Source organism: Mesorhizobium humile (assembly GCF_033977215.1).
Classification (GTDB): domain Bacteria; phylum Pseudomonadota; class Alphaproteobacteria; order Rhizobiales; family Rhizobiaceae; genus Mesorhizobium; species Mesorhizobium humile.
In genome coordinates this window covers 59,830-81,286 of record NZ_JAVIIV010000008.1, presented here as the reverse complement: position 1 = coordinate 81,286, position 21,457 = coordinate 59,830, and the positions used below count along the sequence as shown (strand labels likewise).

The 21,457-nt window shown below is 64.2% G+C and carries 22 protein-coding genes; 7 read left to right on the top strand and 15 right to left on the bottom strand.

Going from position 1 to position 21,457, the window contains the following annotated elements; all coding sequences use genetic code 11:
• Positions 1–10: 10 nt before the first annotated feature.
• From clpA to RFM52_RS14285, 3 genes are all read right to left on the bottom strand, one after another.
• The gene (gene clpA, locus RFM52_RS14295) at positions 11–2,476 is read right to left on the bottom strand and encodes an ATP-dependent Clp protease ATP-binding subunit ClpA (RefSeq protein WP_320295717.1); all 2,466 of its coding nucleotides are present in this window, start codon (positions 2,474–2,476) and stop codon (positions 11–13) included.
• A 6-nt stretch (positions 2,477–2,482) separates the two neighbouring features.
• Positions 2,483–2,809: an ATP-dependent Clp protease adapter ClpS gene (clpS, locus tag RFM52_RS14290; protein ID WP_040972327.1), complete on the bottom strand. Its 327-nt coding sequence runs from the start codon at positions 2,807–2,809 to the stop codon at positions 2,483–2,485.
• A 276-nt stretch (positions 2,810–3,085) separates the two neighbouring features.
• Positions 3,086–3,415, bottom strand: a complete 330-nt coding sequence (locus RFM52_RS14285; RefSeq protein WP_320295718.1) for a phasin family protein — start codon at positions 3,413–3,415, stop codon at positions 3,086–3,088.
• Between the two features lie 287 nt (positions 3,416–3,702).
• Here RFM52_RS14285 and RFM52_RS14280 point away from each other — a divergent pair, with 287 nt between their 5' ends.
• Positions 3,703–5,145, top strand: a complete 1,443-nt coding sequence (locus RFM52_RS14280; protein WP_320295719.1) for a D-alanyl-D-alanine carboxypeptidase — start codon at positions 3,703–3,705, stop codon at positions 5,143–5,145.
• Between the two features lie 43 nt (positions 5,146–5,188).
• On the opposite strand, the gene RFM52_RS14275 is transcribed toward RFM52_RS14280, so the two are convergent.
• The 3 genes from RFM52_RS14275 to RFM52_RS14265 form a co-directional block, all read right to left on the bottom strand.
• Positions 5,189–5,887 (bottom strand): J domain-containing protein, encoded by a 699-nt coding sequence (locus RFM52_RS14275; protein ID WP_320295720.1) that lies wholly within the window; start codon positions 5,885–5,887, stop codon positions 5,189–5,191.
• Positions 5,888–6,153: 266 nt separating this feature from the next.
• A complete protein-coding gene (locus RFM52_RS14270) occupies positions 6,154–6,591 on the bottom strand; it encodes a DUF1489 family protein (RefSeq protein WP_320295721.1) in 438 nt (145 codons plus the stop codon).
• Between the two features lie 84 nt (positions 6,592–6,675).
• The gene (locus tag RFM52_RS14265) at positions 6,676–8,079 is read right to left on the bottom strand and encodes an L-serine ammonia-lyase (protein ID WP_320295722.1); all 1,404 of its coding nucleotides are present in this window, start codon (positions 8,077–8,079) and stop codon (positions 6,676–6,678) included.
• A 178-nt stretch (positions 8,080–8,257) separates the two neighbouring features.
• Between RFM52_RS14265 and RFM52_RS14260 the strand changes: the two genes are divergently transcribed.
• Positions 8,258–8,977: a DUF599 domain-containing protein gene (locus RFM52_RS14260; RefSeq protein WP_320295723.1), complete on the top strand. Its 720-nt coding sequence runs from the start codon at positions 8,258–8,260 to the stop codon at positions 8,975–8,977.
• Here the strand turns inward: RFM52_RS14260 and RFM52_RS14255 are convergent.
• The 6 genes from RFM52_RS14255 to RFM52_RS14230 all read right to left on the bottom strand — a co-directional run bounded on the left by RFM52_RS14255 (position 8,950) and on the right by RFM52_RS14230 (position 13,745).
• A complete protein-coding gene (locus RFM52_RS14255; protein ID WP_320295724.1) occupies positions 8,950–9,747 on the bottom strand; it encodes a YdcF family protein in 798 nt (265 codons plus the stop codon). The two genes, RFM52_RS14260 and RFM52_RS14255, sit on opposite strands and share 28 nt — an antisense overlap.
• A gap of 29 nt (positions 9,748–9,776) precedes the next feature.
• Complete coding sequence (locus tag RFM52_RS14250; protein ID WP_320295725.1) at positions 9,777–11,342, bottom strand: amidase; 1,566 nt, start codon at positions 11,340–11,342, stop codon at positions 9,777–9,779.
• Positions 11,342–11,800, bottom strand: a complete 459-nt coding sequence (locus RFM52_RS14245; protein WP_320295726.1) for a GNAT family N-acetyltransferase — start codon at positions 11,798–11,800, stop codon at positions 11,342–11,344. Before RFM52_RS14245 ends, RFM52_RS14250 begins: the two co-directional genes overlap by 1 nt.
• 3 nt (positions 11,801–11,803) lie before the next feature.
• Positions 11,804–12,091 (bottom strand): Asp-tRNA(Asn)/Glu-tRNA(Gln) amidotransferase subunit GatC, encoded by a 288-nt coding sequence (gene gatC / locus RFM52_RS14240; protein ID WP_320295727.1) that lies wholly within the window; start codon positions 12,089–12,091, stop codon positions 11,804–11,806.
• A 94-nt stretch (positions 12,092–12,185) separates the two neighbouring features.
• A complete protein-coding gene (locus RFM52_RS14235; protein ID WP_320295728.1) occupies positions 12,186–12,767 on the bottom strand; it encodes a hypothetical protein in 582 nt (193 codons plus the stop codon).
• 270 nt (positions 12,768–13,037) lie between these two features.
• Positions 13,038–13,745 (bottom strand): metal-dependent hydrolase, encoded by a 708-nt coding sequence (locus RFM52_RS14230; RefSeq protein ID WP_320295729.1) that lies wholly within the window; start codon positions 13,743–13,745, stop codon positions 13,038–13,040.
• Between the two features lie 115 nt (positions 13,746–13,860).
• Here RFM52_RS14230 and ruvX point away from each other — a divergent pair, with 115 nt between their 5' ends.
• Positions 13,861–14,343 carry a Holliday junction resolvase RuvX gene (ruvX, locus tag RFM52_RS14225; RefSeq protein ID WP_320295730.1) on the top strand — a complete coding sequence of 161 codons (483 nt, stop codon included), beginning with the start codon at positions 13,861–13,863 and terminating at the stop codon, positions 14,341–14,343.
• On the opposite strand, the gene RFM52_RS14220 is transcribed toward ruvX, so the two are convergent.
• The 3 genes from RFM52_RS14220 to RFM52_RS14210 all read right to left on the bottom strand — a co-directional run bounded on the left by RFM52_RS14220 (position 14,285) and on the right by RFM52_RS14210 (position 17,024).
• The gene (locus RFM52_RS14220) at positions 14,285–14,626 is read right to left on the bottom strand and encodes a DUF6105 family protein (protein ID WP_201410094.1); all 342 of its coding nucleotides are present in this window, start codon (positions 14,624–14,626) and stop codon (positions 14,285–14,287) included. The genes ruvX and RFM52_RS14220 overlap by 59 nt on opposite strands.
• The gene (locus RFM52_RS14215) at positions 14,626–15,183 is read right to left on the bottom strand and encodes a hypothetical protein (protein ID WP_320295731.1); all 558 of its coding nucleotides are present in this window, start codon (positions 15,181–15,183) and stop codon (positions 14,626–14,628) included. Before RFM52_RS14215 ends, RFM52_RS14220 begins: the two co-directional genes overlap by 1 nt.
• Before the next feature lie 212 nt (positions 15,184–15,395).
• On the bottom strand, positions 15,396–17,024 hold the full coding sequence (locus RFM52_RS14210; RefSeq protein WP_320295732.1) for a DNA alkylation response protein: 1,629 nt from the start codon (positions 17,022–17,024) through the stop codon (positions 15,396–15,398).
• A 175-nt stretch (positions 17,025–17,199) separates the two neighbouring features.
• On the opposite strand from RFM52_RS14210, the gene RFM52_RS14205 reads away from it, so the two are divergent.
• The 4 genes from RFM52_RS14205 to dprA all read left to right on the top strand — a co-directional run bounded on the left by RFM52_RS14205 (position 17,200) and on the right by dprA (position 21,439).
• Complete coding sequence (locus RFM52_RS14205; RefSeq protein WP_126082627.1) at positions 17,200–18,165, top strand: aspartate carbamoyltransferase catalytic subunit; 966 nt, start codon at positions 17,200–17,202, stop codon at positions 18,163–18,165.
• The gene (locus RFM52_RS14200; protein ID WP_320295733.1) at positions 18,162–19,448 is read left to right on the top strand and encodes a dihydroorotase; all 1,287 of its coding nucleotides are present in this window, start codon (positions 18,162–18,164) and stop codon (positions 19,446–19,448) included. The genes RFM52_RS14205 and RFM52_RS14200 overlap by 4 nt, the downstream gene beginning before the upstream one ends.
• A gap of 285 nt (positions 19,449–19,733) precedes the next feature.
• Entirely contained in the window at positions 19,734–20,315 is a 582-nt protein-coding gene (gene plsY, locus RFM52_RS14195; protein ID WP_320295734.1) for a glycerol-3-phosphate 1-O-acyltransferase PlsY, read from the top strand.
• Positions 20,312–21,439: a DNA-processing protein DprA gene (dprA, locus tag RFM52_RS14190; protein WP_320295735.1), complete on the top strand. Its 1,128-nt coding sequence runs from the start codon at positions 20,312–20,314 to the stop codon at positions 21,437–21,439. Before plsY ends, dprA begins: the two co-directional genes overlap by 4 nt.
• Positions 21,440–21,457: the final 18 nt, after the last annotated feature.

Below are 21,457 nucleotides of genomic sequence, written 5' to 3'. Positions count from 1 at the left end.
ATAAGGCCTATCAGCCCTTGCGGGGCAGTTGCGGCACCAGGCTGCGCTTGTTGCCGTCCTTGCCTTTCGGCTCCGGTTTCTGCGCCACCGCCTTCTTGGGCGCAGGCTTCTTGGCCACCGCCTTTTTCGGCTTCGGCGCGTCTTCCGGCTCTTCCTTCTTCGGCTGCACGGGCGACTCGTCGGCGAGCGATTCGAGCTTCAGGCCGGACTCACCGGTTTCCTTCTTCTCGACGGTGACGCGCACCGTGCCGCCCTTCTTGAGCTTGCCGAACAGCACTTCATCGGCCAGCGGCTTCTTGATGTGCTCCTGGATGACCCGGCCGAGCGGACGGGCGCCCATGCGCTCGTCATAGCCCTTGTCGGCCAGCCAGGCGATCGCGTCCGGCGACAGGTCGAAGGTGACGCCACGCTCGGAGAGCTGGGCCTCGAGCTGCATGACGAACTTCTGCACCACCTGATGGATCACCGGCACCGGCAGCGAGCCGAAGGGGATGATCGCATCGAGACGGTTGCGGAACTCCGGCGTAAACAGCCGGTTGATCGCCTCGACGTCGTCGCCTTCGCGCTTGGTCGAGCCGAAGCCGATCGCCGCGCGCTGCGCATCCGACGCACCCGCATTGGTGGTCATGATCAGGATCACGTTGCGGAAGTCGATCTGCTTGCCGTTGTGGTCGGTCAGCTTGCCGTGGTCCATCACCTGCAACAGGATGTTGAACAGGTCCGGATGCGCCTTCTCGACCTCGTCGAGCAGCAGCACGCAATGCGGGTGCTGGTCGACGCCGTCCGTCAGCAGGCCGCCCTGGTCGAAGCCGACATAGCCGGGAGGCGCGCCGATCAGCCGCGAGACGGTGTGGCGTTCCATGTATTCCGACATGTCGAAGCGGATCAGCTCGACGCCGAGCGAGGCGGCAAGCTGCTTGGCGACTTCGGTCTTGCCGACGCCGGTCGGACCTGAGAACAGGTAGGAGCCGATCGGCTTCTCCGGTTCGCGCAGGCCGGCGCGCGCCAGCTTGATCGCCGAGGTCAGCGCGGTGATGGCCGTATCCTGGCCATAGACGACACGCTTCAGCTCGATATCGAGGCCCTGCAGCACCTTCTCGTCGTCCGCCGAAACCGTCTTCGGCGGGATGCGCGCCATGGTGGCGATCGTCGCTTCGATCTCCTTGATGCCGATCGTCTTCTTGCGCTTGGCCTCAGGCACCAGCATCTGCGAGGCGCCGGTCTCGTCGATCACGTCGATCGCCTTGTCCGGCAGCTTGCGGTCGTTGATGTAGCGCGCCGACAGCTCGACCGAAGCCTTGATCGCCTCGCTCGTGTAGCGGACCTTGTGGAACTCCTCGAAATAGGGCTTCAGGCCCTTCATGATCTCGATGGCGTCCTCGATGGTCGGCTCATTCACGTCGATCTTCTGGAAGCGCCGCACCAGCGCGCGGTCCTTCTCGAAGAACTGGCGGAACTCCTTGTAGGTGGTCGAGCCGATGCAGCGGATGGCGCCGGACGACAGCGCCGGCTTCAGGAGGTTCGATGCGTCCATGGCGCCGCCCGAGGTGGCGCCCGCCCCGATCACGGTGTGGATCTCGTCGATGAACAGCACCGCGCCCGGATAATCCTCGAGCTCCTTCACGACCTGCTTCAGCCGCTCCTCGAAGTCGCCGCGATAGCGGGTGCCAGCCAAGAGCGTGCCCATGTCGAGCGCGAAGATGGTGGCGTCCTGCAGCACTTCCGGCACATCGCCTTCGACGATGCGCTTGGCCAGCCCTTCGGCGATCGCCGTCTTGCCGACGCCCGGGTCACCGACATAGAGCGGGTTGTTCTTGGAACGGCGGCACAGCACCTGGATGGTGCGGTTGATCTCGCTGTCGCGGCCGATCAGCGGGTCGATCTTGCCGGCCCGCGCCTTGTTGTTGAGGTTGACGCAGTAGGCCGTCAGCGCGTCCTGCTGCTTCTTCTTGCCGTTTTCCTCCTGTGGCTCGGCGCCGTTCTGGCCGCCCTGCTCGTCCTCGGCGCCGCGCGGCGTGCGCGATTCCGAAGCGCCGGGGCGCTTGGCGATGCCATGCGAGATGTAGTTGACCGCGTCGTAGCGGGTCATCTGCTGTTCCTGCAGGAAATAGGCGGCGTGGCTCTCGCGCTCGGCGAAGATGGCGACCAGCACGTTGGCGCCGGACACTTCCTCGCGGCCGGACGACTGCACATGGATCACGGCGCGCTGGATCACGCGTTGGAAGCCTGCGGTTGGCTTCGAATCCTCGTCGTAACCGGTGACGAGGTTGTCGAGCTCGGTGTCGATATAGGTCAGAACGGTGTGCTTGAGCTCATCGAGATCGACGTTGCAGGCGCGCATGACGGCGGCCGCCTCGGTGTCGTCGATCAGGGCGAGCAGCAAATGTTCGAGCGTCGCATACTCATGATGCCGCTCGTTGGCGAATGTCAGCGCCTGATGTAGCGCCTTTTCCAGGCCTTGGGAGAAAGCCGGCATGTTACCTCACTTCTTCTCCATCACGCATTGCAGCGGATGCTGATTCTGTCGGGCGAAATCCATGACCTGGGACACTTTGGTCTCGGCCACCTCGAATGTGTAGACACCGCACTCGCCCACTCCATGATTGTGAACATGAAGCATGATGCGTGTGGCGGCCTCGCGGTCCTTTTGGAAAAACCGTTCCAGGACGTGAACGACGAACTCCATCGGCGTGTAGTCGTCGTTCAGGATGAGCACTCGGTAGAGGCTGGGCTTCTTGGTCTTGGTTTTGGTGCGCGTGATGACAGCGGTGCCGCGACCGGGATCGTTGCGGTCTCCGTCACTTTGCATTCGCACCACGCCTGCCGTGGCAGTCAAACCGATCGTCACGTAGTCCAGCCTTTTCGAATCCTCATGCGAGTTCAACATGTAGGTTCTCGATGGACGATTTTAAGCCCTTCTGTTTAGCTGACAATATGGCTAGGTGGGCAAACCTCAGCGAATTTCTCAATCGTGAATGCGGCAAGGTGCATCGGGTTGCGATCGCGCATGAAAAAACCCGGCCGCGTTTCCGCGACCGGGTCCTTCCGCAGGCCTGATGGCCGTATCGGCTGTGATCGGGCGAAATTACTTCGCCTTGGCGACCACTGATTCGAAAGGCTTGTAAGCTTCCTTGGCGAGCTCGGCATAGAGATTGCCGATCTTGCTGGCTTCGGCCACGAAGCTCTCATAGCTCTGCTTGGCGTAATCGGTCTGGATCTCGATGGCCTTCTCGACCGACTTGGCCGCGAACAGCTTCTCGACGGCGGCGCTGCCGGCCTCGAAGCTCTTCTTGGTGTATTCGCCGGCTTCGGTGGCGATCGCCTGCGCGCCCTTGGTGAGCGAGGCAAAGCTCTTCAGCCCGGTGTCGGCAAACTCCTTGCCGTATTTCGTGAAGTCCTCATAGGTCTGGGTCATTTCATACTTCCCTTGGTTGAAACGCCCTTTTTGCCCCGGGCGCCCTTGTGCAATGCACCTCAATATATTGTGCGATGCACAAAAGTCAAGAATCCCCTTGGTAAGCAGGGGGTCCAGCGCCGGCGGCCGGTAAAATTCGATTAAAGAGAGGCTCGATTTGCCGAAAAATAGTGAACGCGGCGGTTACCATAAACGGATTGGTAACGCTGCCCGCGATAGCTTGGCCGGAAGCGAGGCAGGCATTCCCGTAGCCGCCTCCGGGGCAACGAAAATTCAGGGTAGTAGCGGTGCGTCAGGCGTTGTCGGGGCTGGTCTCCAAATCTTTCTCCCTCAAGGCAATCATGATCGCCGCGCTCGCGGTGACGGTTGTCGTCGCAGACGTGGCGTCGGCGATGGCCGCAAGGTCCTCGGCCATCGTCGTCGATGCCAAGACCGGCAAGGTGCTCTATTCGGCCGACGCCAACGGCCGGCGCTATCCCGCCTCGCTCACCAAGATGATGACGCTCTATTTGACCTTCGAGGCGTTGGCGAAGGGTAGGATCAGCAAGAACACGCCGGTTCCGTTTTCCGCGCATGCCTCGGCCGAGGCGCCAACCAAGCTTGGCGTTCGCCCCGGTGGCTCGGTTCCGGTCGAGACCGCTATTCTCTCGATCGTAACGAAGTCGGCCAACGACTCGGCCACCGCGCTCGGCGAAATGCTCGGCGGCAGCGAAGACAATTTCGCCCGTATGATGACGGCCAAGGCGCGTCAGCTCGGCATGAACGGCACCGTCTTCCGCAATGCCAACGGCCTGCCCGACCCCGGCCAGTTCACCACGGCGCACGACATGGCGATGCTTGGCATCGCGCTGCGTGAGCACTACCCGCAATATTACGGCTATTTCTCGCAGCGCTCGTTCCTGTATGGCCGCCAGCGCATCAATGGCCACAACCGTCTGCTTGGCCGCATCAAGGGCGTCGACGGCATCAAGACCGGTTATACCCGCGCTTCGGGCTACAACCTCGTCTCCTCCGTCGCCGATGGCGACCGCCGCCTTGTCGCGGTGGTGATGGGCGGCGCTTCGGGCCGCAGCCGCGACAACCAGATGGCCGCGCTGATCAACACCTATCTGCCGCGCACCTCGACGCGCGGCGGCGGCGATCTCATTGCCAAGGGCAACGACAATCCGATCAAGACGCTGGCCAAGGTCTTCTTGCCCAAGCATGACGCGCCGACACCGGACGCCAAGCCAGCAACGGATGACACTGTCGTGGCCTCGGCCGACGACACCGTTGCCGCTGCCGATGATGTCCAGGACGACGCCCAGCAGGTCGCCGAAGAGACCAAGCCCGTGGTCAAGATTAAGAAGGTGAAGACGGTCGCCGTGGCCGCCATGGCGCCGGCTCCCAAGGCACAGGACGCCTCGCCCCAGGTCGTCACCGCCTATGCCGAGCCCGCGCCGGCCGCGCCGGCGATCGATCCGGTCAAGACGTCGTCGGTGCCGTCCGGCTGGGTGGTTCAGGTTGCCTCCTCGCCCACCAAATCGGGGGCTCAGAGCCTCCTCGATCAGACCGCCAAGCAGGCGCCGAGGATCCTGGCCGACGCTTCCGGCTTCACCGTCGCCTTCGACAAGGACGGCGCCACCTACTACCGCGCCCGCTTCGGCGGCTTCGGCTCGAAGGACGCCGCCTGGAAGGCCTGCGATGCCCTGAAGCGCAAGAAAATCTCGTGCTACGCCGTCCAGCAATAGGCGGTTGTTGAAATCTCCCGGAAGGTACCGGCGTCGAAGGAGACTAATCGTGATTGGAGAGCAAGACGTCCTTGGCTTCATTGATCCGCGCCGCCAGGACAGACGTGCCGCCGACGTCGGCGTTCAGGCGTTGCATCAGGCGGCGGTGCGCCTTGCGGATATCCGCCGCGGCAGCCCCCGCTTCAAGACCAAGGATCTTGTAGGCCTCCTCCTTAGTCATGGCGCCCGCACCTGGCGCAACACCCAACCCTTCGCCACCGTGCGGCTGCGCGTCCTTGCGCCAGACGGGAAAACGGCCGTCAAGATACGTCTCTAGGAGCTGACGGCTCTCCGGATCGGGGCTGAGCTCGCCATAAAGCTGGCGCAGATCCGTCAGCCCCATCGCTCCAAGCATCTTGCCTTCATAGCGCCCGGCCAGGACGAGCCCCTCGAGTCTGCCGCTGTCATGATCGAGGTCCATTTCAAGCGCCGCGGTGCGCACCGTCGAATGTCTGGACGCGGCGGCGCGTTCCGGAGGCCGCCTGGTGCGTATCCAGCCGACCCAGGCCAGCGCCGCGAGCAAAAGCAGTCCACCGATAAGGCTGCGGCCGAAGACCAGCATGGGCGCGCCGACCAGCCCCAGGAGGGCTGGCCCAAGCGATCTCAGACTGTCTGCCATCCTTCCGGCATCCGCGCGCACAAAGAGCATCGCGGCGCCGAAAAGCACCACGAGCACCGCTGCCAAAGCAAGGATCACGCCCATCGATTAGCACCACCATAGGGACGACCGAGCATAGAAATAGGATGGGACCAAGGTCCGGCGCTTGCAAGTCCCACACCGGCCGAGCCGAAGGGCCAGCGCCGCGGGCGGTAAACAAAGCCGTGCTAAGGCGTGTTGAGATTCAGGTCAGGCCGAGCCGAAAATGGCGGGTTCCGAGAACCGGAGCGGAGCGTACCTAAAGCACGTGAGCACCGGAAGCGCAGGAAGCCGGCATTTGCAGGCCGGCATCACCTGAATATCAACACGCCCTAGAGCAGACCGAGTTCGGCGAGTTCAAGCCTCAGCTTCGGCGGCATCTCGGCCAATGCCGCCCTGCCCTTGCCGAGATCGGCCGGTGCATCGGCGGGCTTGAGATAGCGCCAGCCCTGAAAGGCGCGGCGCGGCTGCCACTCGGTGCGCACGACCTCGGGATCGAGCACCAGATGACAGCGGCCGATACCTTCGTCGTCGACGAACGGCCGGATCTCGGTGATCAGTTGCCGGCACTGCACGCTGCCCTTGATCACCCAATAGAGCGAGCCGCCATCGGTGATCTCGTCGCCGCGCGTTGGCACCATGCGGGTGGTGTGCCAGTGCTCGGCCGGCTCGTCGGCGCGTCGCCGCTCGTCGAGGCGGAAGGCAATCCACTCTTCGAGGTCCTCGACGCTGTCGCAGCCGACGCAGAGCTTTAGGAGATTAAGGGCCATGCTCCAAGATTTAGCCGCAAGGGTTGACGCGTCAACGCCTTGAGTGACTTCTCCACAGGGCCAGCCCGGAGTCTCGGTGAGGCCTCAGCACTCGACGACGTTGACCGCGAGACCGCCGAGGCTGGTTTCCTTGTATTTCTCGTTCATGTCGAGGCCGGTCTGGCGCATGGTTTCGATCGCGGCGTCGAGCGGCACGAAATGCGTGCCGTCGCCCTTGATGGCCAAAGAGGCCGCCGTCACCGCCTTCACCGCGCCAAGCGCATTGCGTTCGATGCAGGGCACCTGCACCAGGCCGCCGACCGGATCGCAGGTCATGCCGAGATGATGCTCGAGCGCGATCTCGGCGGCGTTCTCGACCTGCTCGGGCGTGCCGCCCATGACGGCGCACAGCCCTGCGGCTGCCATGGCCGAAGCCGAACCCACCTCACCCTGGCAACCGACCTCCGCGCCCGAGATCGAGGCATTGGACTTGATGATGCCGCCGACGGCGGCCGCCGTCAGCAGGAAGTCGCGGATGCTCGGCTGATCGGCTTCGGGGTGGAAATGCAGCCAGTAGCGCAGCACGGCCGGCAGCGTGCCGGCGGCGCCGTTGGTGGGCGCCGTCACCACCCGACCTCCGGCGGCGTTCTCCTCGTTGACCGCCATGGCGTAGATCGACAGCCAATCATTGGCGAGCAAGGGATTGGGCCGGTTCTGCTGCCACTGTTCCTGCAGCTTGTCGTGCAGCTGCCGCGCGCGGCGGCGCACTTTCAGCCCGCCCGGCATGATGCCGTCCTGCGACAGGCCGCGGTCGATGCAGCCTTTCATGGCGCCCCAGATCGCGTCGAGGCCCTCGTCGAGCTCCTCGCGCGACATGAGCTTTTCCTCGTTGGCGCGCTTCATCTCGGCGATCGAAAGCCCGCTCTTTGCCGCCATCGCCAGCATCTCGACGGCATTCTTGAACGGGTACGGCACTCGTCTGCCCTCGGTCGTCACCGAGCCCTTGGCCTTCATGCGCTGCAGCTCTTCCTCGGAAACGACGAAACCGCCGCCGATCGAGTAATAGATGCGCTTGAGCAGCAGCCGGTCGGATGCGTCATAGGCATAGAAGGCCATGCCGTTGGCGTGGCCGGTCAGCGGCGTCTTGCGGTCGAGCACGAGATCCTTTGCAGGATCGAAGCTATAGGTCGGATGCCCGGGCGGCGAAATGCGCTTCTCCGCGCCGATGCGGGCGACGATGCCGTCGGCCTCATCCGGGTCGACCGTCTGCGGCGTCTGGCCGGCGAGACCCAGGATCACCGCGCGGTCCGAGCCATGGCCGATGCCGGTATAAGCGAGCGAGCCGTGCAGGCTGGCGCCGATACGATCGACCTTGACACCGGCTGGGCGAGGCCAGTCGCCGGCCAGTATCTCGTCGAGGAACCGGCGCGCGGCCGTCATCGGGCCCATCGTGTGCGAGCTCGACGGGCCGATGCCGATCTTGAACAGGTCGAAAACCGAAAGGAACACTGGGCCGCTGTCTCCCGAGGCTGCTCGAAACTTACATATAGGAATTCCAGCGATGTTTCCGCTGTTTTGCATGTCGCGGCTCGGCGGCTGCCGACCTTGTCTGCTCCGCCAGCGACATCGCCATGCGGCAGCTCGGGCACCGGTCGAAGCGCCGGCTCGGCCTGTGTTACAAGAACGCATGGGCGACTCACTCCACCTCTCGACCGCAGATCTGGCGGCTTTGGCCTTCTTCCTGCTCGTCTGGGTGCTGCACACGCTCGCCTCCGACGGCAGGCTGGTCAGCCGCGTCTCCCTGACGACCGCGATGAACGCCCAGCGCGAGGCCTGGATGCGCAACATGGCCGAACGCGAGATCCGCATCGTCGACACCGCCATCATGGGCGGCCTGCAGCAAGGCACCGCCTTCTTCGCCTCAAGCTCACTGATCGCGCTCGGCGGCTGCTTTGCCCTGCTCGGCGCCTCCGACCGGGTGCTTCAGGTTCTGGCCGAACTGCCCTTCGGCGCGGCTTCGTCGCGCGAAGCGTTCCAGACCAAGGTGTTCGGCCTGGTGCTTATCCTGGCCTTCGCTTTCTTCAAATTCGGCTGGGCCTACCGGCTGTTCAACTATTGCTCGATCCTGATCGGCGCGGTGCCGACCCCGCATGGCCCGGCTTCGCGCAACCCGGTCAGCGAAACGGCGGTGTGGCGAGCGACGCGCATGAACGTGCTCGCCGGCAAGCACTTCAACTCCGGCCTGCGCGCCGTCTTCTTCTCGATCGGCTATCTCGGCTGGTTCGTCGATCCGGTCGTCTTCGTGATGTCGACGATGGTGCTTCTGGCCGTGCTGGTGCGCCGCCAGTTCTTCTCGGCGGCAAGACAGGCGGTGCTCGGTCAGCCGCCCGGTCCTGGGAAGAACTGATCGATCCTGTCTGAAAGCCGGTAGGCGAGAAGCCCGATCCATTCGCGCACCGCGATGGTGGTCGCCTGCATCGAGTCGACCGGATTGTCGCGGTAGAAACCGACGCCTTCCCTGCCCGAGGTGCGGTAGTCGACCGGCCACGGAATGGTCGCAAAGCCCGCCTTGTCGAACAGCGCCTTGGCGCGCGGCATGTGAAAAGCCGAGGTTACCAGCAGCCACGTCTCACCGGGTTTCGGCTCGACGAGCTTTCGCGAGAACACTGCATTCTCGTAAGTGTTACGCGATTTGTCCTCGAGAATCAGGCGATCGGCCGAAACGCCGAGCGCGCCGAGCAGCCGCGGCGCCGTATCGGCGTCGCCTTCGCCGTCGAGGAAAAGCGAGCCGTTGCCGCCGGAAACGACGATCTTCGCCTGAGGGAAGCGCCTCGCGAGGATCGCGGTCTCGACCATGCGGTCGCCGCCGCTGTTCAACTCATAGCCGCCGCGCGCCAGGTTGATGGCGCCTTCGAAGCCGCCACCGAGCACGACGATCCCATCCACCTTTTCCGGCAACGGCGGCTTGGGGAAACGTTCTTCCAGGGGAGTCAACATCATCGCGCCAACCGACGTCCAGGCCGAGAGGGCCAGAATCAGGAAAGCAACCACGCTACCCGTCGCGGCCAATCGCCGGCGACGGAAGAGCGCGGCCAGCAGTCCCGCGAGCAGGAGGAAGATCGCCAGGTTGACCGGCTGGATGAAAAACCAGAATATTTTCGAAAGGTAGTAGAACATCCCTCACCTTTGCTCGATGAGGGACGACGCTACCACCACTTTTCCGGCTGAAATTTGCCCGCGGCCCTTTCGATGACGTGCGCCGTCTGGAACAGCGTTTCCTCGTCGAACGGACGGCCGATCAGCTGCAGGCCGAGCGGCAGGCCCTTGCCGTCCAGGCCGGCCGGCACGGAAATGCCGGGAAGACCCGCCATGTTCACGGTCACGGTGAAGATGTCGTTGAGGTACATCTTGACCGGATCGGAAGCCATGTCTTCGTCGGCGACGCCGAAGGCGGCCGACGGGGTCGCCGGCGTCAGGATGACGTCGACGCCCGCGGCAAAGACGTTCTCGAAGTCGCGCTTGATCAGCGTGCGCACCTTCTGCGCCTGCAGATAATAGGCGTCGTAATAGCCGGCCGACAGCACATAGGTGCCGATCATGATGCGGCGCTTGACCTCGCGGCCGAAACCGGCGGCGCGGGTCTTTTCATACATGTCGATAATGTCCTTGCCGGGCACGCGCAGGCCGTAGCGCACGCCGTCATAGCGGGCGAGGTTCGACGAGGCCTCGGCGGGCGCCACGATATAGTAAGCCGGCAAGGCATATTTGGTGTGCGGCAGCGAGATGTCGACGATCTCGGCGCCGGCATCCTTCAGCCAGGCAATACCCTTCTGCCAGAGCGCCTCGATGTCTTCCGGCATGCCCTCGACGCGGTATTCCTTCGGAATGCCGACCTTCATGCCCTTGATCGGCTTGCCGATCACCGCCTCGTAGTCCGGCACCGGACGGTCGACCGAGGTCGTGTCCTTCGGATCGACGGAAGCCATCGACTTCAACAGGATGGCGGCGTCGCGCACGTCGCGTGCGATCGGCCCGGCCTGGTCGAGCGAGGAAGCGAAGGCGACGACGCCCCAGCGCGAGCAGCGCCCGTAAGTCGGCTTGATGCCGACCGTGCCGGTGAAGGCCGCGGGCTGGCGAATCGAGCCGCCGGTGTCGGTCGCGGTGGCGCCGGCGCACAGGAAGGCGGCGACGGACGATGCCGAGCCGCCGGACGAGCCGCCGGGCACCAGCTGCATGTTGTCGTAGGTGCGGCTCTGCTCGACGCCGCCTGGCACGACAAAGCCCCCGCCGCCATCATGGATGGTTGGCTTGACCGTGGTCTGCAGGCGCGAGCGGCGCCACGGATTGATGACCGGGCCGTAATAGGAGGTTTCGTTCGACGAGCCCATGGCGAACTCGTCCATGTTGAGCTTGCCGAGCATGACGGCGCCATCGGCCCACAGATTGCTGGTCACGGTCGATTCGTAGCGCGGCTTGAAGCCGTCAAGCACGTGGCTGCAGGCCTGGGTGTGAATGCCTTCGGTGGCGAACAGGTCCTTGATGCCGAGCGGAATGCCCTCCAGCGCGCCGCCCTCGCCCTTGGCGAGTCTGGCATCGGAGCTCTTCGCCATGTCGCGCGCCTTGTCGGCGGTGACGGTCACATAGGCATTGAGCACCGGATTGGCGCGATCGATCGCCGCGAGATAGGCCTCGGTGATCTCGGCCGCGGTGATCTCCTTGCCACGCAGCTTGGCGCGGGCCTCGGAAATGGTGAGATGTGTGAGGTCGCTCATCAGGCAAGGCTCTTTTCGTAAAACACCGACCATTCGGAGTCGGGATAATCCAGCACCGGTCCGCAACGCGAGAAACCGGCGCGCTCATAGACGGTCCAGGCGGCCGGGTGCCGGTCGCCGGTCTCAAGGACAAGGCGCCTCAGCCCTTCCTGCCGGGCAAGCGCCTCGACCCGTCCGACGATATCGGCGCCGATCTTGCGGCCGCGATGCGAAGGCCGCGTATACATGCGCTTGACCTCGCCGACCGCGTCGCCATGACGCTTTAGCGCGCCGCAACCGACGGCAAGGCCATTGTCGCGGGCGATGAACACCGTCGTATCCTTGCCCGCCATCTGCTCGACGGTGAGATGATAGCAGTGCTCGGGCGGCGTCAGTTCGAGCAGCGCTGAGTTGAGTTCGGCGACCAGCGCGCGCACGTCGTCCTGCAAAGGCGTCTCGACGGCGATCTCGACAGCCACGGCCTACTCCACCACCTTCGGAACGAGGAAGAAGTTCTCTTCCGTTGCCGGCGCGTTGGCCACGATGTCGACGGCCTTGTTGCCGTCGGTGACGCCATCCTGGCGCTTCTTCATCTCCATCGGCGTGACCGAGGTCATCGGCTCGACGCCCGAGACATCGACCTCGTTCAATTGCTCGACGAAGCCGAGGATGGCGTTCAATTCGCCGGTCATGCGCTCGGCGTCCTCCTCGCTCACCGCGATACGGGCAAGGTGCGCGACGCGCTTCACGGTCTGAAGATCAACGGACATTTTGAAACCTTAGAAAAGCCTGCCCGCGCTATAGCCGCGCGACGTGGCGTGCGCAACATATCGGGCAACATTTGACGCTTCAGCGGGGCAGACCTCACTGAAAAACATAGCCAGCGTGCCTGCGGCCTTGGTCTCGAAGTGCGTTGGTGATCGCGTTCCGGTTGTCTCGGGTGTCTTCAAGGATCATTACCGGCGCGCAAGGTTGCTGTATCACCTCAATGATTGGCGCTCCGTGACGGTCAATGGCGGCGCGCAAACCTACGATCACATTTTCCGGCCCAGTCCATTGGTCAGCCATTTCAAATGTTGAATTTACCCAAATTGCCTCCCAATCGCCCAATCTGGGGAAACCGGAAATCGTCTCCTTGACTTCAAACTTCATACGAGCGCTGTCGACGGAGCGATCCGATAAGCTGTCTGCCGATTGGTGATTGCCATTCTTGCTCAGAGCTTCCCGAAACTGGCGGCGCCGCTCCTGGAGTTCGGGATCGAATATTGGTTGATAGGATATCATTCTGGCGCGGACTACGATTTGGGCATTGCTGAAGTAATTCAGATCACGTTCGTGAAACGTTGCGCACGCTATTGCCGGTTCCGATAGCTCCAAAAGGCTCAAAAACACCACGCATACCGGCACTGCATTCAGTCTAAAAGCCCTGCTCACACCGATCTCCATGCCGTCTCAGAGGTTAGTGACGGTCGGCTAAGATCAAGGCAAATTAACGCCGTTATACCCCACGCTTTCCAGGCCTTGCGCCGACAGAACGATGTTGCCGGCGTCGATCACGGTCTGCAGCGTATCCTTCTTGGCAGGGCTCCTCCGATTGCAGATAGACGCCTAGATCAAATCATCGGTGGCCGGCGCGGGTGTCGCCGCGACCAGCATCGAAACGCAAAGAGCCTATCCTAAGGCCATGGTTTCGTTCCAGATTCCTGATGGAGCGACCTAGATCTCGATCGCCTTGCCGATTTCCGGCAGCGCCACCTTGACGCCGGAGCCTTCCATGCCGGCGACGAACTTGTCGGCGGTCTGGTCGATCATCGAGAAGGTGCCGAAATGACAGGGAACGACGGTGTCGAAGCCGAAGAAGCGGCGGCAGGCAAGCGCCGCCACCGCGCCGCCCATGGTGAAGCGGTCGCCGATCGGCACGATGCCGATCTTCGGCTCATGCAGCTCGTTGATCAGCCCCATGTCGGAGAAGATGTCGGTGTCGCCCATGTGATAGAGCGTCTTGTCCCCGGGGAAGTGCAGGACGAGCCCGCCCGGATTGCCGAGATAGGTGTTCGTGCCGCCTTCGCCGCCGAAGGAAGACGAATGCAGCGCCTGGACGAAGGTCGTGGTGAAAGGGCCGCAATCGACGGTGCCGCCGATATTGCCCGGATTGATCTTGTCGCCGCTGACGCCCTGGCCGACGAGAAACATGCAGATCTCGAAATTGGCGACCAGCATGGCGCCGCTTTTCTTCAGCACTTCGACCGCGCCGCTGACATGGTCGTTATGGCCGTGGGTCAGGAGCACATGGGTCACGCCCTCAGCCGGCCCTTCCCACCCGCCCGTCCAGGACGGATTGCCGACCAGATAGGGATCGATGAGGATGGTGGCGTCCTTGGTCTCGACGCGAAATGCCGAATGTCCGTACCAGGTCAGTTTCATGAATGCTTCCTCGATTTTTCCGTTGCCGGAAGATAGAACGCTGGCGGCAAATTGAAAGTAGCGCGGCGCGTCCCACCGTCAAAAGGATGTGACGCCCGGATGTCAGGACAAGCCGTTGGGCATTATTTCAATCGAGGACCTGCCGGAGCGGCTCGCCGGCGGCAGGACGCTCGCCGGGCTCGATCTCGGCGATAAGACGATCGGCGTGGCGGTTTCCGATCGCGGGCTGTCCTTCGCCCATCCGCGCCCGGTCATCCTGCGCAAGAAGTTTTCGCTCGATGCCGCCCAACTGCTTGCTCAGCTCGAGAAGGACGGCGTCGGCGCCATCGTGCTCGGCCTTCCCATCAACATGGACGGCTCGGAAGGGCCTCGTGCGCAAAAATCGCGCGCCTTCGTCCGCAACATGGCACCGCTTTGCGACCTGCCCTTCGTTCTGTGGGACGAGCGGCTTTCCACGGTCGCGGCCGAGCGGACACTGATCGAGATGGATTTCTCGCGCAAGAAGCGCGCCGGCAAGATCGATTCGGCGGCCGCCGCCTTTATTCTGCAGGGAGCGTTGGACCGGCTTCAGTCGCTCGGCCGAGCCGATCGGAGCTGATATCGCCCTGCCGACGCTGCCTGATCCATTCGGCGATGTTGCGCCGGCGGCGGAAGGCCCAAAGCCCCATGAGCAGGAAAAAGTCGAAAACGCAGGTCCGCGCCACCATGCCCGGGATGATAGCCGGATCGACGCCGAGCATCTGGCCATAGAGCTGGAAAGCGAAATCGTGCACCTGTCGGCTCAGCATCGCGTAGCCGAAATTCATGTCATTGGCCGATAGGAAGAACCATCCCCAGAAGATGGCCATCGGAGCAGCCCAGAGTGTGAATATCGTGCGCATCAGCGCCTGCCTCCAGGCTTGTTTTCCGGGCGGCCGGATATACGGGAAAGAAGCGAACTGTGCGCGGCCCCCATCGCCATGCGCGAGGCGGCGCGAATATCGCCCTCGGGCAGATTCATTGCGGCGAAGGTGGAGCGGCGTTCGGCCAGCACGGCGATGTAGGAGGCAAGCAGCGCCGTCATCTGGATGGCGACGATCATGAACAGGCCATCGATCCCCTGCGCCACGCCGCCGATGAGGATCACCGAAAGCAGGAAGGATGCCGAGATGAAGGCGATCCGCGCCACGCTCTCGCCCGCGTCCGGCCTTGCCGTTGCGTTCAACAGCGTTTCGACGAAGGCCCAGCAGAACAACACCGCGACGGTCAGAAGCGCGATCGAAAGCGGTGCGACCACGGCAACATTATCAAGCTCGGGAAACCGGCTGCCCTGGAGTGAGAGGCCAAGCACACCAAGCGCCGCCGCTATGCCGCGGCTGCCGTCCATGCAGATATAGGCAAGCAGGGCGAAAACCACCGCCCAATGCAAGGCCAGAACTGAGCTCAATACGTGCCGCATACGCTTCCCGCTCGCGGAGCTCGAGGAGGTCATGGTTAACCGTTCCCTACTCCAAAGCGGAGATTGGGCTTTGCAACGGCTCGCCGCAACGGAAACCATTTGTTAAGGTTAACAGCTATCCACAGATCGGCAATGTGCCGTTAGAGCATGATGCGGAAAGGTGTGAAGCGGTTTCTCGGCATTATGCTCTATCTCTTTGATCTAGAGCCGGATCAGGTCACCGGAGGATAGAGCGTGTCGACGATCATGCGCGCGTCGTGGCGCGAATCGAGCATGCCGTAGGTGGTGCGCCACTGGCCGCCGAGCCGCGTTTCGACGAAGGCGTCGGCGATCCGCCCTGCTCCCAGCCTGCGAAGCTCCGCCGCGGCGGCCGAAAGCGCGAGCTGTTCCGTGAGCAGGCGCGCCGAGCCCTGGTCGGTCGCCGCCACCTGCATGGCCGCCTTCAGCACGCCGATGGTGCCGCGCCCGCCGGCGCCGAGGTCGCGGTCGATGCCGGCCAGCACTTCATCGAACAAGCCGGGCGCACGGCCAAGCACGCGCAGCACGTCGAGCGCCATGACATTGCCCGAGCCCTCCCAGATCGCGTTGACCGGCGCCTCCCGGTAGTAGCGGGCAAGCGGCGCTTCCTCGACGTAACCGTTGCCGCCGAGGCATTCCATCGCCTCGTAAAGCAGCTGCGGCGCGATCTTGCAGACCCAGTATTTGACGACAGGCGTCATGGCGCGGGCAAAGGCTGCCTCGCCGCGATCGCTCGCCGCCTCGTCGAAAGAACGCGCCAGCCGGAACGAAAGCGCCGTGGCCGCGGCGACGTCGAGCGCCATGTCGGCCAGAACCCGCTGCATCAGCGGCTGGTCGATCAGGTTCGAGCCGAACACCTGGCGATGGCGCGTGTGGTGAACGGCCTCGGCGAGGCCCGCCCGCATCAGCGCCGACGAAGCGACCGCGCAGTCGAGCCGGGTCAGCGTCACCATGTCCATGATCGTCTTCACGCCCGCGCCCGGGTCGCCGACCATCTCACCGATCGCGTTGACGAACTCCACCTCCGACGAGGCGTTCGAGCGGTTGCCGAGCTTGTCCTTCAGCCGCTGGAAGCGGAAACCGTTGCCGGAACCGTCGCCCAGGATGCGCGGGACGAGAAAACAGGACAGTCCCTCCGGAGCCTGTCCCAGCACCAGGAAGGCGTCCGACATCGGTGCCGACATGAACCATTTGTGTCCGGTCAACCGGTAGAAACCGCTTCCGGTGCGCTCCGCCCTGGTGGTGTTGGCGCGCACGTCGGTGCCACCCTGCTTCTCGGTCATGCCCATGCCGAGCGTCAGTCCGGTCTTCTGCACCGGCGGCTTCTGCGTCTGGTCGTATTTGCGCGTCGTCACGCGCGGCGCCCATTCGCGGAACAGCTTCGGACTCGCCATCAAGGCCGCCAGCGAGGCGCTGGTCATGGTGATCGGGCAAAGATGTCCGGTCTCGAGCTCGGCGGTCAGGTAGAAGCGCGCCGCCCTCACCTGGTGGCGGCGGCCAATCTCGGCATCGCCGTTTTCCCACACGGAAGAATGCAGGCCGCCGGCGACGGAGCGGCGCATCAAGGCGTGATAGGCCGGATGATATTCGACCAGGTCGAGACGGCGGCCCTGGCGGTCGTGCGTCCGCAATTTCGGCGTGTCGGTGTTGGCGAGGCGAGCGAGCTCCTGGGCCTCCTGCGTCATCACGAAACGGCCAAGCCCGTCGAGATCCTTGCGCACGGGGTCGGAAAAACGCTCGGCGAGCTGGATGAGCAACGGATCGCCCCGCCATGCGTTGCCGCCCGTCAGCGGCGGCGGCTGGTTGATCACGTCGTCGGTCACGCCCAATCCTTCAATTGGCAGAAGGGTCCTTGCATCTTGAAGGCCGCGGTCGCGAATCCGAAGCCATCGCCGCCTTATAGCCCAAGCCACGCAGCGAAAATACCGGGGAGAACGCCCGCAATCCAAAGCTGGCGCTTGCGGCAGGCTGGACCGCACCCTATAGCAGCGCCTTGAGATGACCGACGCTTCGTCCCTGCCGCTCTTTCCCCACCGCCATCTTCTGGGCATCCGCGATCTTTCCCCCGCCGATATCGAGCTGTTGCTTGATCGGGCAGACCAGGCCGTGGCGATCTCGCGGCAATCGGAAAAGAAGACCTCGACACTGCGCGGCCGCACCCAGATCAACCTGTTCTACGAGGCATCGACCCGTACGCAGTCGTCCTTCGAGCTTGCCGGCAAGCGCCTTGGCGCCGATGTCATGAACATGTCGGTGGCGAGCTCCTCGGTGAAGAAGGGCGAGACGCTGATCGATACGGCCATGACACTCAATGCCATGCGCCCCGACATCCTCATCATCCGCCACCAGTCGGCCGGGGCCGCGGCACTGCTGGCGCAGAAGGTCGGCTGCTCGGTGGTCAATGCCGGCGACGGCGCGCATGAGCACCCGACGCAGGCGCTGCTCGATGCGCTGACCATCCGCCGCGCCAAGGGACCGTTGTCGAAGCTGATCGTGGCGATCTGCGGCGACATCCTGCATTCGCGCGTCGCCCGCTCCAACATCATGCTTCTGAACGCGCTGGGCGCGCAGGTGCGCGTCGTCGCGCCCTCGACATTGCTGCCGTCCGGCATCGACAGGATGGGCGTGATCGTCGCGCGCTCGATGGCCGAGGGCCTGAAGGACGCCGACGTGGTGATGATGCTGCGCCTGCAGCGCGAGCGCATGGAAGGCGCCTTCGTGCCCTCGATCCGCGAATATTTCCGCTATTTCGGCCTCGATGCCGAGAAGCTGAAAGCCGCCAAGGACGATGCGCTGGTCATGCATCCCGGCCCGATGAACCGAGGCGTCGAGATCGCCTCCGAAATCGCCGACGGACCGCAAAGCGTCATCCAGGAACAGGTGGAAATGGGGGTCGCCGTACGCATGGCGGTCATGGAGGCGCTGCTCGATCCACGCCGCAACCATGAGGGGCGCGGCGCATGAGCGTGACCGTCTTCAGCAAGGCGCACATCGTCGACCCGTCGCGCGGCGTGGACGAGATCGGCAGCGTCGTCGTCGACGGCCGCAAGATCGTCGCGGCCGGAAAAGCGGCGTTGAACCAGGGCGTGCCGGAAGGCGCCACCGTCGTCGACTGCGCCGGCAAGAGGATCATCCCAGGCCTTGTCGACGCGCGTGTCTTCATCGGCGAACCCGGCGGCGAGCATCGCGAGACCATCGCCTCGGCAAGTGTCGCGGCGGCGGCCGGCGGCGTCACCTCCATCGTCATGATGCCCGACACCGACCCGGTGATCGACAATGTGGCACTGGTCGAATTCGTACTGCGCACGGCGCGCGACACCGCAAGCGTCAACATTTTCCCGGCGGCCGCGATCACCAAGGGCCTTGAAGGCCGCGAGATGACCGAATTCGGCCTGCTGCGTGAGGCCGGCGCCGTCGCCTACACTGACGGCCGCCACACGATCGCCAACGCCCTGGTGATGCGTCGGGCGCTGACCTATGCGCGCGATTTCGGCGGTGTGATCGCGCATGAAACGCAAGACGCCGACCTCGCTTCGTCCGGCGTGATGAACGAAGGGCTCTACGCAAGCTGGCTCGGCCTGTCCGGCATCCCGCGCGAGGCGGAGCTCATTCCGCTCGAGCGCGACCTGGCGCTGGCCCGGCTGACCGGCGGCGCCTATCACGCAGCCAAGATCTCGTCGGCCATGGCGGCCGGCGCGGTGAACAGGGCCAAGACCGACGGTGCCAATGTCACCGCAGGTGTAGCCATCCACAACCTGTCGCTCAACGAGAACGACGTCGGCGAATACCGCACCTTCTTCCGGCTGACCCCGCCCTTGCGCGCCGAGGACGACCGGCTGGCGATGATCGAGGCGATCAAGGACGGCACGATCGACATCATCGTCTCCTCCCACGACCCGCAGGACGTCGACACCAAGCGCCTGCCCTTTGCCGATGCCGCCGCCGGCGCCATCGGGCTGGAGACGCTGCTGGGAGCGGCGCTTCGGCTCTACCACAATGGCGACGTGCCGCTACTGAGGCTGATCGAGACGCTGTCCACCGCGCCGGCGAGACTGTTCGGCCTGCCGGGCGGCACGCTGAAGCCGGGCGCATCGGCAGATCTCGCGGTCGTCGATCTCGACGAGCCGTGGATCGTCAGCGAAAGCGGCTTGCACTCACGCTCGAAGAACACGTGTTTCGAAGGCGCGCGCCTGCAGGGCAAGGTCCTGCAGACGGTGGTCGCGGGCCGCACGGTGTTTTCTGCCTAGAGCATGATCCCGAGACGTGGGAACCGGTTTGCGCAGAAGATCATGCTCCAACAAAGAGTTGGATCAGGATGGCGATTCAACGAAACGTCATCCTGATCCAGACCACCTATCACCTTGAGCCCTTCCGAACCTGCCCGGCACAGGCTTGCTTGGCGAACCCTACCGACTCTACCATTATGACCAACTGATGCTTGAGCAAGGCGAGCCCTTGCAAATTAGGGTTGTATCGCGCACATTGTCTCAATCCTAGAGAGCAAGCTGCGCGACAGGAATGTAGGGGAAACAATGGGTTACGTGATCGCGCTCATTTTCGGCTATCTGCTCGGCTCGATCCCGTTCGGGCTCCTGATCACTCGCGCGGCCGGGCTGGGCGACGTTCGCCAGATCGGCTCCGGCAATATCGGCGCAACCAATGTGCTGAGGACAGGCAACAAAGGCCTTGCCGCCGCCACGCTGCTGCTCGATGCGCTGAAAGGCACGACCGCCGCTTTGATCGCCGGGCATTTTTCGCCGGACTACGGGCTTCTGGCCGGCTTCGCAGCCTTCCTCGGCCATCTCTTCCCGGTCTGGCTCGGCTTCAAGGGCGGCAAGGGCGTCGCAACCTATCTCGGCGTGCTGCTCGGCCTCGCCTGGCAGGGCATGCTTGTCTTCGCCGTCGTCTGGCTCGCGATGGCCTTCCTATTCCGTTATTCCTCGCTGGCGGCGCTGGCTGCCGCGGTGGTCGTGCCGATCGCGCTTTATTTCATAAGCACGCCGCAGATCGCCGGCCTGTTCGCCGTGATGAGCCTGATCGTCATCGTCAAGCACCATGCCAACATTTCGCGGCTGCTGGCCGGCACCGAAGGCAAGATCGGGGCAAAGGGATGAGCGCGCCGGCCGCCGGCCCGCGCCTCAGCGACCGGCAGCGGCTTGCCTGGCTTCGGCTGATCCGCACGCCCAATGTCGGCCCTGCCTCGTTTCGCGAGCTGATCAACCACTTCGGCTCGGCCGAAGCGGCGCTTGAAATGCTGCCCGAGCTGATGATCTCCGGCGGCGCCAATCGCATAATCCGTATCCCCTCCGTTGCCGAAGCCGAAGCCGAGCTGGACGCTGCCCGGCGCGCCGGCGCCCGCTTTGTCGGCATTGGCGAAGCCGACTATCCGCCCCTGCTGAAGACGCTGGACAACCCGCCGCCGCTGCTGGCGGTGAAAGGCGAAGGCGCGGTCTTCCGTTTGCCCGCGGTGGCGATCGTCGGCGCCCGCAACGCTTCGCTTGCCGGCATCAAGATGGCGCGGATGCTGGCAACAGATCTCGGCCTCGACGGCTATGCCATCGTCTCGGGCCTGGCGCGCGGCATCGATACGGCCGCGCACAAAGGCAGCGTTTCGACCGGAACGATCGGTGTGCTCGCTGGTGGGCTCGATGTGCCCTACCCGCCCGAAAATGCCGGCCTGTGCGACGAGATCGCCGATCGCGGCGGCGCCATCGTGTCGGAGATGCCGTTCGGCTGGCAGCCGCGCGCCCAGGATTTCCCGCGTCGCAACCGCCTGGTTGCCGGCATGGCGCTTGGACTGGTGGTGGTCGAGGCCGCGCAGCGCTCCGGCTCGCTGATCAGCGCCCGCCTCGCCAACGAGATGGGCCGGCTGGTCTTCGCCGTGCCGGGCTCGCCGCTCGACCCGCGCGCCGCCGGCTGCAACGCGTTGCTCAAGGACGGTGTCACGCTCGTCACTGAGGCCGCCGACGTGCTCGGCGCGCTGGCGCCGCTCGCCGGCACCCGGGCTCCAAGAACCGCCCCGATTGCCGAGGCCCCCGACATATCCGCCATGCCACCGCCCGGCGAAAACGACCGCGCCGATGTGCTGGAAGCGCTCGGGCCGACGCCGACAGGCATAGACGAGATCATCCGCCACACGGGATTAAGCGCCGCGCAGATCGCGATGGTGCTGCTTGAACTCGACCTGGCGGGACGGCTCGAGCGTCACGCTGGCGGGAATGTCTCGCTGATCGCGTGATCTGGCACCTGCGGCCAC